The following is an 11,226-nucleotide window of genomic DNA, read 5'->3' as shown; positions in this document are numbered from 1 at the left end:
AGATGTGTATAAGAGACAGGCCCAGTACGACGACGTCTGGACCGACACCGGCGACTACGAGGTCACGGTCGCGCTCGACGATCCCCTCGAGGAGGGAACCACCGACGACTCGAGCGACGACTCCGGAAACGAGACGAACGAGACGAACGAATCCGACTCGACGGCCGACGAGGAGTTGGCCAACGCGTCCGTCGAGGACGGCGACGTCGAGCCCGACGGCGCCAACGAAACCGACGGGAACGACACCGCCAACGAGACCGACTCCGATGACCCGTCACAGAGCGGCCCGAGGAAGACCGACACCGTGTCGGTCGACGACACCGACGAACAGAGCCTCGTGATCGGTATCGCACAGGACGAGCCGGACGATCTGATCAGCTACCACGTCATCAAGGACTTCAGCGACCTCGAGGACGAGTTCGAGTGATCGGTCCCGGACCGTCGACCGAATAGCCCCCACTCGTTTTTCTCCGCGTCGACGGCGACGATCGCCGCGCTGACGACGTTGCCCGGCACACGATTCAATAGCCTGCCGACCGGACGCCCGATATGCGACTGTTCGTCAGCGTCGACCTCCCCGACGACCTCGCGGCGTCGGTCGCCGACCTGCAGGATGCGTTCGAGGACGCCAGCGGGCTGAACTTCACGGATCCCGAGCAGGCCCACGTCACGCTGAAGTTCCTCGGCGATGTGGACGAGGATCGACTCCCCGCCCTCGAGCGGGAGCTCGAGGCCGCGGTCGCAGACGCCGACGTCGACCCCTTCACGGTCCGCTACGGCGGGCTCGGCGTCTTCCCGAGCCTCGACTACATCAGCGTGGTCTGGCTCGGCACCGAGACCGGCGGCGAGGAACTCACGCAGCTCCACGAGGCGCTCGAGGAGCGAACGACGGCGATGGGGTTCGAGCCGGAGTCCCACGACTTCACGCCCCACGTCACGCTCGCGCGGATGGAACACGCCGGCGGCAAGGACCTGGTTCAGGAACTCGTCCGCGAGCGCGACCCGACGATCGGCGAGACGACGGTCGAGGAGGTGCGCCTGACCGAGAGCACCCTCACCGATTCGGGGCCGGTGTACTCGACGGTCGAGTCGTTCCCCCTCGAGTAGCCGGCCGTCGATAGCGGCCGCGTCGATCCGGCGAGATAGTGTGTCGCCCCGCTACGAGAGTCGCTGTGCGGGCCGGAACCGGCCGCTCGGCGAATGCAAGGTCGACATCGATACCGACGCTCGGCGTAGCGAGCGGACACGATGGCCGAGACCGCCGTCGATCGCTCGTGACGCCGTCGCTTCCGACCGGACTCGACGACGCGGCCGTAAGCGGGCGCATCGTCTCGCGCCGAGAGGTGCTGGCCGCCGTCGGCGGCGCGGCCGGCGTCTCGTGGTCTCGAGCCGGCGCTCGAGCGGTCGCCGACGCCGCCGAGACCCCGTTTCGGATCCGCGTTTACTCCGGTCCGCTCCCGTTGCGGCTCCGACTGCCGAACGCCGTCGCCGGATCGGGCGACTGGCCGCCGGCGCTGCGGGACGCGACGGCGGCCGTCGAGGACGCCGTCGCGCAGGTTCTCGACTACGCCCGCGAGCGATCGCGACTCGAGTCCCTCGAGATCACCGTCGAGCGCGCCGGATCGATTCGGCCCTCCCGTTCGGCGGTACGGCGCCCGTCCGACGTCGTCCTTCCATCGCTCGAGACGGTCCTCGACGGGTTCCACCGTCGGCTTCGGGGACGCGACGCGCTGACGGGCTCGACCTGCCACCTGCTGCTGCGTTGGGAGCCGCTGAACTACCGGGTCGGATACGGCGGGACGCTGTCGCCGAACGCGCACGTCGGCGACGACGCCCACGGGAGCCCCGGCGACGCGCTGACGGTGGCGAACGTCGGCGCCAGCGAGGTCTGGGATTCCCGGGCCGTCACGCGAAACATGGCGATCCACGAGACGCTGCACACGTTCCTCTCGAGCGACGTCGCCGAGGCGGTCGGCGACTCGCCGTGCGATCACGACCTCGGCGAAGCGATCCGGACCGACGACGAGACGCTGCGCGTGTCCCCGATGGCGTCGGCCTACGCCGGCCGGGACGAGATCGGCGCCGGCACCCGATTCCACGGCACCGGCTGCTACGACCACGAGGCGTTCCACCGCCACGACGGCACCGACGGCGTCGAGAACTGGTCGTACACGACCGACCTGAGCGAGGCGACGCTCGAGGGCATAACGCGCTACCTCGAGCGGGCTGTGGGGCCGTAACCGCCGGCGACGGCGCCGTCGGCCCGCGTCGCGAAGATGGACAAGATTTTAAGCCACCGCGGGCTACGTTCGGCTACTATGGGTAAGAAATCGAAGGGCAAGAAGAAGCGTCTTGCCAAACTCGAGAACCAGAACAGCCGCGTGCCGGCCTGGGTCATGATGAAGACTGACATGGAAGTCCAGCGCAACCCCAAGCGACGCAACTGGCGGCGCAACGACACTGACGAGTAACGATGAGTGCAAGTGATTTCGAGGAACGCGTCGTTACCGTTCCGCTGCGCGACGTCAAGAAGGGGGCCAACCACGAGGCCGCCGACTACGCGATGCGGCTGATCCGCGAACACCTCGCGAAACACTTCGCGGTCGACGAGGACGCCATCCGCCTGGACCCCTCGATCAACGAGGAAGTCTGGTCGAACGGTCGCTCCAACCCGCCGCGAAAGCTGCGCGTCCGCGCGGCCCGCTTCGACGAAGAGGGTGAGGCCGTCGTCGAGGCCGAGGTCGCCGACTAAACTTGCAACGCCTCGCCTTCGCCGGGTCGGCGTACGTCGGCGTCTTCGCCCGCTCGACCGACTCGTGCGTGCTCGTTCGCCCGGACGTCGACGACGACGTCGTCGCCGACCTGACCGACGAACTCGAGGTGCCCGCGGTGCAGACGACCGTCGGCGGTTCCTCGACGGTCGGCGCGTTAGCCACGGGTAACGAGAACGGGCTGCTCGTCAGCGCCCGCGTCCTCGAGTACGAGCGCGAGGCGCTCGAGGACGCGGTCGACGTGCCCGTTGCGGAGCTTCCGGGGAACATCAACGCCGCCGGAAACGTCGTGCTCGCCAACGACTACGGCGCGTACGTCCACCCCGACCTCCCGCGGGAAACGGTCCAGATCGTCGAAGATACCCTCGAGGTCCCCGTCGAACGCGGCGACCTCGCGGGCGTTCGCACGGTCGGGACCGCCGCGGTCGCGACGAACTCCGGGGTGCTCTGTCACCCCAAGGCGACCGACGAGGAACTGGACGTCTTAGAGGAGACGCTCGACGTCCGGGCCGACGTCGGCACCGTCAACTACGGCGCGCCGCTGGTCGGCTCGGGCCTGATCGCCAACGACTCCGGCTACGTCGTCGGCGAGAACACGACGGGTCCGGAACTGGGACGGATCGAGGACGCCCTCGGTTATCTGGACTGACCGGCCCTTCGGCCGATGGTTCTGGGGCGACTGTTCGTTCCCGCTCGGATTCGTTGCTGAAGAAATACTTTTACTGCGCGCGGTCGTCGTCTCGAGCACAGAATGGCGGTCCAGGATCGGTACCGGCGGTTCGAGGCGTATCTGGAACGGCACCGACTCCTGTACTACGAATTGCTGTTCCTCGCTTTGGCGTCACTCGCGTCTGCTATGCCGCCCTCGGTGCGGAACCGATCGATGAAGGACTCCGCCAGGGCGCCGTGTTCGCGACGGCGTTCGTCGTCACGACTGCCGTACTGAAAGGAATCTTCGACCGGGAACGCGTCGCGTAGCGGCTACTGCCGTTCGAAACGGTGGCGAACGACCTCGCTGTCGTCGTCCCACTCGAAGTTCTCGTGGGCGTGCTCGAGCATGCGTCGATACCCCTCGAGGTCGTCCATCCCCTCCGCCTGAGCGTCTTCGTCGGTCAGATCGCCGAGCGTCCGTTCGGTCACGTCGGTCACCTCGAAGGTCGTGCCGTCGATGACGAACGTATCGCCTTCTTCGGCGTACTGGTGGCCGCGGTGGATCTGGGTGACCTCGCCCTCGAGGACTTGATTTCGCATTCGGTCGCTGGGCAGCAGGTCGTCGGCGTCGAGTTCGGTCATGGTTCGGCGGGGCTACGACGTCGCGCGCAAAGTCAGTTAGCCCCTCGCGATACCCCGGACGTCGTAGCGACGCGACTCCGGAGGACGAGACGGCGCCGTCCCAAGACGCGACCGACGGGCACCTGCCTCCGAGTTCGACGGCGTCGGACCCGACGCGATCGGTCGGCGGAAACGCGGCCCGCGTACGTTCCCCGGCGGCTCTTCCGGCGGCAGCCCGGTCAGATATCGGCCGTTCGGTCCGGAGACCGACGGAACGCCGACGGCTACCGTGAACGGTGTCGGGGCTTCGATGGAAAGGAACATTCTTCCGACTGCCTGCCGGAGTGATAGCCATGAGTCGGTTTGCGGTCACCGGCCGGGTTGCCGATTACGACGGTTTCGCGGCGCGCGAAACCGCGGCCGTGACCGAAAACGAGAGCGTCGGTTGCGAACGCGTTCTCTCTCGGCTCGAGAGTCGATGCGGATCGAAGCGAAGACAGATCGAACTCGAGGACGATACCCAACAATGAGTCAGCAACAACTACAGCAGCTGTCCCAGGAGATACAGGAGATCGAAGAACAGATCGAGGCACTCGAACAGAGCGTCGAGGGCGTCCAGCAACAGAAAACCGAGACCGACGAGGCCATCGAGGCCCTCGAGACGCTGGACACGGACTCGACGGTACAGGTGCCCATCGGCGGCGGCGCCTACCTTCGTGCCACCATCGAGGACATCGACGAAGTGATCGTCGAACTCGGCGCCGACTACGCCGCGGAACTCGAGGAGGACGACGCCGTCGACGCCCTCGAGAGCAAGAAGGAGAACCTCGACGACCGGGTCGACGAGATCAACAGCGAGATCGCCGAACTCGAGACCGAGAGCGAGGAGCTCGAGCAGCAGGCCCAGCAGCTTCAGCAGCAGGCGATGCAACAGCAGATGCAGCAGATGGGCCAGGGTCAACAGCCCGACGAGTAACGACGGGACCCCTTTCCCACCATGTTTGACAACCTGAAGGAGAAACTCGGGAGCTTCCGGAAAGACGCCGAAGAAGCCGCCGAAGAGAACGTCGAGGAAGTCGACGAGGACGAACTCGAAGAGGCGCAAGCCGAGGAGATCGAAGCCGAGTCTGAGCCGGCGGCCGACGCGGCCGAGGCCCGCGAGGACGACGCAACGACTCCGGACGCTCCTGATACTACCGGTGAACCGGTCGACGAGTCCGAGAGCGAACTCGAGGCCGAGACGGCGGCGCCGAACGAGACGACGGCGGCCGGCGCCGAACCGGAGGCCGACGAGCCGGAACCCGCGTCGACCCCCAGCGCGGCGTCGACGGACGATCCGTCGGCTGCGCAGCCGGAACCCGAGGCCGAACCTGAACCCGAGCCTGAGGCGGAGTCGGAGCCCGAAGCCGACGAAGAGGAGAGCTCCGGATTCGACCTCAAGGGAATCATCAAACGGGGCAGCGAGGCCGACGAGGAGACGGACGAGGCCGAGGACGAACCGGCTGCCGACGTCGAGCCGGCCGACGGCGCCGAGGGCGAACTCGAGGCCGAGACGGCCGACGCAGCCGAGGCCGATGAACTCGAGGACGACGCACTCGAAGACGACGATGAGGTGGATGAGGCGGACGCCGACGCCGACGAGGGGTCGTCCTCGACCGGGTTCGGTACCAAGGCCCGCTCGCTCGTCAAGGGGAAGTTCGTCATCGAGGAGGAAGACCTCGAGGACCCCCTGCACGAACTCGAGATGGCGTTGCTCTCGAGCGACGTGGAGATGGGCGTCACCGAGGAGATCCTCGACAACCTGCGCGACGAACTGGTCGGGGAAACCCGGTCGTTCACGACCTCGACGGGCGACGTGATCGAGGAGGCGCTGCGCGACGCGATCTACGACGTGATCAGCGTCGGCCAGTTCGACTTCGACGAGCGCATCGCCGCCGCGGACAAACCGGTTACCATCGTCTTCACCGGCGTCAACGGCGTCGGGAAGACGACGTCGATCGCGAAGCTGAGCCGCTACTTCGAGGAACGAGGCTACTCGACGGTGATGGCCAACGGCGACACCTACCGCGCCGGGGCCAACGAGCAGATCGAGCAACACGCCGAGGCGCTCGGTACGAAACTCATTACCCACGAACAGGGCGGCGACCCCGCCGCCGTGCTCTACGACGGCGTCGAGTACGCCGAGGCCAACGACATCGACGTCGTGCTCGGCGACACCGCGGGTCGGCTCCACACTAACGAGGGGCTGATGGATCAACTCGAGAAGATCGATCGCGTCGTCGGCCCGGACATGACGCTGTTCGTCGACGAGGCCGTTGCCGGACAGGACGCCGTCAACCGCGCCCGCGAGTTCAACGAGGCCGCCGAGATCGACGGGGCGATCCTGACGAAAGCCGACGCCGACTCCAACGGCGGCGCGGCGATCTCGATCGCACACGTCACCGGGAAGCCGATCCTGTTCCTCGGTGTCGGTCAGGGGTACGACGACATCGACCCGTTCGATCCCGAGGAGATGGTCGATCGCCTGCTCGAGGACGACGAATAGCGATCGAACGGCGTCCCGGCGTCGATTCGGCTACTTCGCGGCCACAACTCGTCGATTCTCCCTCGAGGCGCGGACCGACGAACCATCATTCGACGGGAATACGAAACTTACATATAATATCTGGCTGACACCAATGTATGCGCAAACCCCGTTCCCGCCGCGCCCTTCTCACATCGATGGTGGGGCTGTCTCTGGGGGCTGCAGGCTGCTTCGAAGGCGATCTCACGAACTCGGAGTCCGAGGAGTCGCTCGATTCCGGCGTCGTTCCGGCCGACGAATTCGACTGCGACGACGTCGATCGGCCTGACCCGTCCCCGCCCATCCGCGACGGAGCTCTCGAACCCGCGACGTATCCGACCCCGCCGGACCCGCTGCTCGAGTCGGCCGGCGAGTACGTCCGCGATTTCGAAGCGGCGTACCAGCACAACGCCTTTCTCGAGAAGTACGGATCAGAGACCGAGGGGTTCGAGTTCGACCTCGAGGCGAGGGGAGTGAAACCGGTCGATGCGGGGTCCGACCGCGAGGCGAAACTGGTCTCGCTCGTCTACGATCTGACGACCAAAATACGACGGACGCCCGAGGAATCCGAGCGGTCCATCCGCGTCACCTACTACGTCGACGACCAGATCGTCCTCCGGGCTCGCTACGCTGGCCTCGCCGACGAGCCGACGTTCGATCCCGACCCGCGGAGCGCGGGCGATCCCGTCGCCTGTTTCCACTGAGACGGCTGCTCAATTACCGGAAAATACTGCATTCATCGGTGACGACCTTCGCTCGAGCGGACTGATCTGACACCGTTACCGTCCGCTCGGAGGGGGTCTCTCGACCGCGGAGAGAACCGCGGCTTCCGAAGAAGGCAATATTTTCTTGTTCGGACGACCCTCGTCATGATTCGCCCCTTTGCAGGGTGGTATAGGGCTAGGGTGTTACTACCTGCTAAACGATGGTCCTTCACGATAGTGTGACCGCGCTGGCTACTGGCAGCGCTCGCCAGCGGTGGTATCTATGAATACGACGGAGCAATACAAACAGAACAAGCACCCGCTCGACGTTATCGACGACGTCTACGACTACGCCGACGAGGAGCTCTCCTTCGAGGAGATCGAGGAGCGCGCCGGCGGCGGCGAGTGGGAGCGCCTGAAGTGGGCCGGCATGTACGCCCAGAAGCAGGAGGGCTACTTCATGATCCGGACCAAGGTTCCGGGCGGCAAGCTCACGCCCGAGCAGGCCGAGGTCATCGGCGAGGTTACCGACGACTACGCCGTCGCTCCCGAGGAGTACGGCGGCGAAGAGCAGAACGAACTCTGGGGCGACGCCTACCTCGACATCACGACCCGCCAGGACATCCAGAAACACTGGATCCGCGTCGAGGACGTCCCGGAGATGTGGGAACGGTACGACGAGGTCGGCCTGACGACGGTCCAGGGCTGTGGCGACTCAGCCCGGAACGTCCTCGGGTGCCCCGCGGCCGGACTCGACGACCACGAGTGTTTCAACGCGCAACCGGTCATCGAAGCCGTCTCGGACTTCTTCACCGAGAACCGCGAGTACGCCAACCTCCCGCGGAAGTTCAAGATCACGATCACCGGCTGCGCCCACGACTGCGCGCAATCCCAGATCAACGACATCGGTCTCGTCCCCGCGAAAAAGGAGATCGACGGCGAGTACCTCTACGGTTTCCACGCTCGCGTCGGCGGCGGCCTCTCCGACGGCCCGCGGATGGGCTCGGAGCTCGACATCTTCATCCGACCCGAGGACGCCGTGGAGTTCTGCCGCGCCGTCGCCCAGACGTTCAAGGAACTCGGCGACCGCAACAACCGCGGCGTCTGCCGCATGCGCTACCTCGTCGAGCAGATGGGCCCCGAGAAGTTCGAGGAGGCCATCCGTGACCGCTGTACGATCGATCTGCCAACCGGCGGCGAGAACCTGACCGTCGGCTACCAGGGCGACCACGTCGGCGTCCACGACCAGAAGCAGGACGGCCTGAAGTACGTCGGCTTCAACGTGATCGCCGGCCGCATGGGCGGCGACGAGTTCGCCGCGGCGGCCCGCGCCGCCAAAAAGTACGGCACCGAGGACGCCTCCGTGCGTCTGGCGACCGACCAGAACTTCCTCATCACCCACATCCCCGAGGAGAACGTCGACGACCTCCTCGCGGAGCCGTTCGCCCGGGAGTACAGCCCCGATCCGGGGCCGTTCTCCCGCGGTGCGGTCGGCTGTACGGGCAACGAGTTCTGTAACTACGCGATCATCGAGACCAAGAAGCGAACCAAGCGCTGGGCTCGCGAACTCGACGAGCGCATCGACGTCCCCGACGACATCGAGGCCATCCGGATGCACATGTCCGGCTGCTCGGCGTCCTGCGCCCAGCCCCAGATCGCCGATATCGGTTTCCGCGGCGAGACGGTCAAAGTCGAGGACGAGAACAGCACCAACGCCGAAGGCGACAACATCGTCGAAGGGATGGACTTCGGACTCGGCGGCTCGCTCGGCGCAGACAACGAGTTCCTCGACTGGGTCGAGAACGCCGTGCCCGCCCACGCCGTGATCCCCGCCCTCGAGCAGCTGTTCGAGGCCTACAGCGAGGGTCGCGACGACGGCGAGAAGTTCTACGAGTGGACCCGCCGCGTCGACAACGAGCGCCTCCGAAAGATCATGCAAGGGGCCGACGCGCCGGTCGCACGAGGTGTTGCCCATGGGGACTAACGGCTCCGACGATGCCGACGAGCCGGTGTTCCCGACCGTCCCCGAGTCGAACACGGACGACGACGAGGCCGTGATGTTCCCCGAGACCGGCGGCGCCGCGCCGCGTTCCCGCGATGGAACCGAGAATGCTCGAGACGGCGCTATCGCCACCGACGGCGGTAATACTGAGGGCGACAGCTGCTCGCCCGACACCTGCACCTGCGGCGAGAAGACGGCCGAACCGGCCGCGTCCGCAGGCTCGGCCGACGACAAGCGCGTCGCCACCGACGGGGCCGGCGCTGCTAACGTCGACGAGATGGGCGAACTCGGCGACCTCGAGTTCACCGAGCCCGCCGAGAACGTGAGCCAGGACGTCTACGACGACGCGCCCGATACCCGCGTCGGGATTCCGGACGGCGTCGACCTCGACACCCCCGAGTACTCGATCCGGTCGCAGATGAACGACATCGAGACGCCCGACGAGAAGACCTGGTTCATGGAGCTGGACGAGGCCGTCATCGACGAAGGACGGTGTATCCAGTGTGGGACCTGCGTCGCCGCCTGTCCGTCCGACTCGATCGGCGTCGGCGAGGACGACCTCCCGAAGCTGGTCAAGATGTGTACCGGCTGTTCGCTCTGTTGGGACTTCTGTCCCCGCGGCGGCATGCGCTACGAGCGCCAGTGGAAGATCACCGGCGGCGAAGACAACGTCAAGGGCGCCGGCGATCCGATCACGGAGTTCTCCGCGAAGGTCGAGGACGACTGGACCGATCAGGCCCAGGACGGCGGCGTCGTCACCGGCGTCCTCTCGACGCTGCTCGAGGAGGGCGAGATCGACGGCGCCCTCGTCGCGACCGAGAGCGAAGAGGAAGAGTGGAAGGCCGAGAGCTTCCTCGCGACGACCACCGAGGAGCTCGTCGAGAACGCCGGCACCGTCTACAACCAGACGCTCGCGCTCGGCAACCTCGACCTGAAACAGTGGGAGCACAAGCTCCCCGACAAGGACTGGGACGACCTCTCGCTGGCCATCGTCGGCACGCCGTGTGAGATCGAGGGCATCCGCGCCCTGCAGGACTTCGAGTGGGACTACCAGGCCCAGAACGAGGGCATCCGCGCGGTCGACTACACGATCGCGCTGATGTGTACGAAGAACTTCAACTACCACAGCCTCATGGGCGAGCAACTCGAGGAGAAGCGTGGCATCTCCCCGTCGGAGATCGGCAAGATGGACGTCCTCAACGGGAAGATGATGGTCTACGACCACGACGGCGAGATGATCGTCGAGGAGGACATCGAGAACTTCCACGACGCCGCGCTCAAGGGCTGTGACGAGTGTGCCGACTTCACCGGCTTCTGTTCGGACATCACCGTCGGCTCCGTCGGCTCTTCCGACGAGTACTCGAGCGTCATCATCCGGACCGACCAGGGGATGAAGGCCTGGGAAATGACCGAGCCGAAACTCGACTACCACGATCTCGAGGACCGCTCGGCGGTCGGCAAGCTCCAGGGTTGGGACAAGAAGAAGGCCTTCGAGAGCCTTGAGCGTCCCTTCGACCCCGACGCGCCGCGATTCATCGACTACACCGACCACGCCGAGAACTACGGCACCGCGCTGAACCCGCACGACCAGGGTCACTAGGTCGACTTCGTTTTCGGTTGCCATCGTTCGAGATCGCGTTCTCGTCCGTTGGCGTTCGTCTCCGCTCGTGTTCACATTCGCTGGCGTCGTACCCGTCAGTATTCTCATCCGCTGACGCCGTCCCGCTCGTTTCGGAACGACGATTGTACTCTCGCCGTCCTCGAGCGCCGACGGTTCTTTAAGTGCCTCTGGTCACAAGGTAGAGCTATGGCGGGAAGTCGTCCTCGGCCGGATTCTCGAGGACGATCGAGTCTCCTTCGCAGCGGTGGCTCCGTCGCTCGGCAGACGAGTATGGCGGACCCGAGTCTGTGTGC

11 protein-coding genes and 1 pseudogene are annotated in these 11,226 nt (G+C 65.9%); 11 read left to right on the top strand and 1 reads right to left on the bottom strand.

What is annotated here, in order from left to right:
- The 6 genes and pseudogenes from C477_RS03190 to C477_RS03165 form a co-directional block, all read left to right on the top strand.
- Positions 1-427, top strand: a pseudogene (locus C477_RS03190) (hypothetical protein); the annotation flags it as partial.
- Positions 428-549: 122 nt separating this feature from the next.
- The gene (gene thpR / locus C477_RS03185) at positions 550-1,107 is read left to right on the top strand and encodes an RNA 2',3'-cyclic phosphodiesterase (RefSeq protein WP_008892987.1); all 558 of its coding nucleotides are present in this window, start codon (positions 550-552) and stop codon (positions 1,105-1,107) included.
- Between the two features lie 167 nt (positions 1,108-1,274).
- On the top strand, positions 1,275-2,240 hold the full coding sequence (locus tag C477_RS03180; RefSeq protein ID WP_008892986.1) for a hypothetical protein: 966 nt from the start codon (positions 1,275-1,277) through the stop codon (positions 2,238-2,240).
- 78 nt (positions 2,241-2,318) lie between these two features.
- Positions 2,319-2,471, top strand: coding sequence for a 50S ribosomal protein L39e (locus C477_RS03175; protein ID WP_004267621.1), 153 nt, complete (start codon positions 2,319-2,321; stop codon positions 2,469-2,471).
- Between the two features lie 2 nt (positions 2,472-2,473).
- Entirely contained in the window at positions 2,474-2,752 is a 279-nt protein-coding gene (locus C477_RS03170; protein ID WP_008892985.1) for a 50S ribosomal protein L31e, read from the top strand.
- Positions 2,753-2,754: 2 nt separating this feature from the next.
- Positions 2,755-3,420 (top strand): translation initiation factor IF-6, encoded by a 666-nt coding sequence (locus tag C477_RS03165; protein WP_008892984.1) that lies wholly within the window; start codon positions 2,755-2,757, stop codon positions 3,418-3,420.
- 332 nt (positions 3,421-3,752) lie between these two features.
- Here C477_RS03165 and C477_RS03160 read toward each other — a convergent pair whose 3' ends face one another.
- Positions 3,753-4,064, bottom strand: a complete 312-nt coding sequence (locus tag C477_RS03160) for an ASCH domain-containing protein (RefSeq protein ID WP_008892983.1) — start codon at positions 4,062-4,064, stop codon at positions 3,753-3,755.
- A 505-nt stretch (positions 4,065-4,569) separates the two neighbouring features.
- On the opposite strand from C477_RS03160, the gene pfdA reads away from it, so the two are divergent.
- From pfdA to C477_RS03135, 5 genes are all read left to right on the top strand, one after another.
- A complete protein-coding gene (gene pfdA / locus C477_RS03155; RefSeq protein ID WP_008892981.1) occupies positions 4,570-5,019 on the top strand; it encodes a prefoldin subunit alpha in 450 nt (149 codons plus the stop codon).
- 21 nt (positions 5,020-5,040) lie between these two features.
- Positions 5,041-6,588: a signal recognition particle-docking protein FtsY gene (gene ftsY, locus C477_RS03150; RefSeq protein ID WP_008892980.1), complete on the top strand. Its 1,548-nt coding sequence runs from the start codon at positions 5,041-5,043 to the stop codon at positions 6,586-6,588.
- Between the two features lie 137 nt (positions 6,589-6,725).
- Entirely contained in the window at positions 6,726-7,310 is a 585-nt protein-coding gene (locus C477_RS03145) for a hypothetical protein (RefSeq protein ID WP_239641836.1), read from the top strand.
- A gap of 283 nt (positions 7,311-7,593) precedes the next feature.
- A complete protein-coding gene (locus C477_RS03140) occupies positions 7,594-9,294 on the top strand; it encodes a nitrite/sulfite reductase (protein ID WP_008892978.1) in 1,701 nt (566 codons plus the stop codon).
- Positions 9,284-10,912, top strand: a complete 1,629-nt coding sequence (locus tag C477_RS03135; protein ID WP_008892977.1) for a Coenzyme F420 hydrogenase/dehydrogenase, beta subunit C-terminal domain — start codon at positions 9,284-9,286, stop codon at positions 10,910-10,912. The genes C477_RS03140 and C477_RS03135 overlap by 11 nt, the downstream gene beginning before the upstream one ends.
- The last annotated feature ends 314 nt before the right edge of the window (positions 10,913-11,226 follow it).

Source organism: Haloterrigena salina JCM 13891 (assembly GCF_000337495.1).
Taxonomy (GTDB): domain Archaea; phylum Halobacteriota; class Halobacteria; order Halobacteriales; family Natrialbaceae; genus Haloterrigena; species Haloterrigena salina.
The sequence above is the reverse complement of the archived record's forward strand: the minus strand, read 5'-3'. Positions and strand labels throughout refer to the sequence as shown.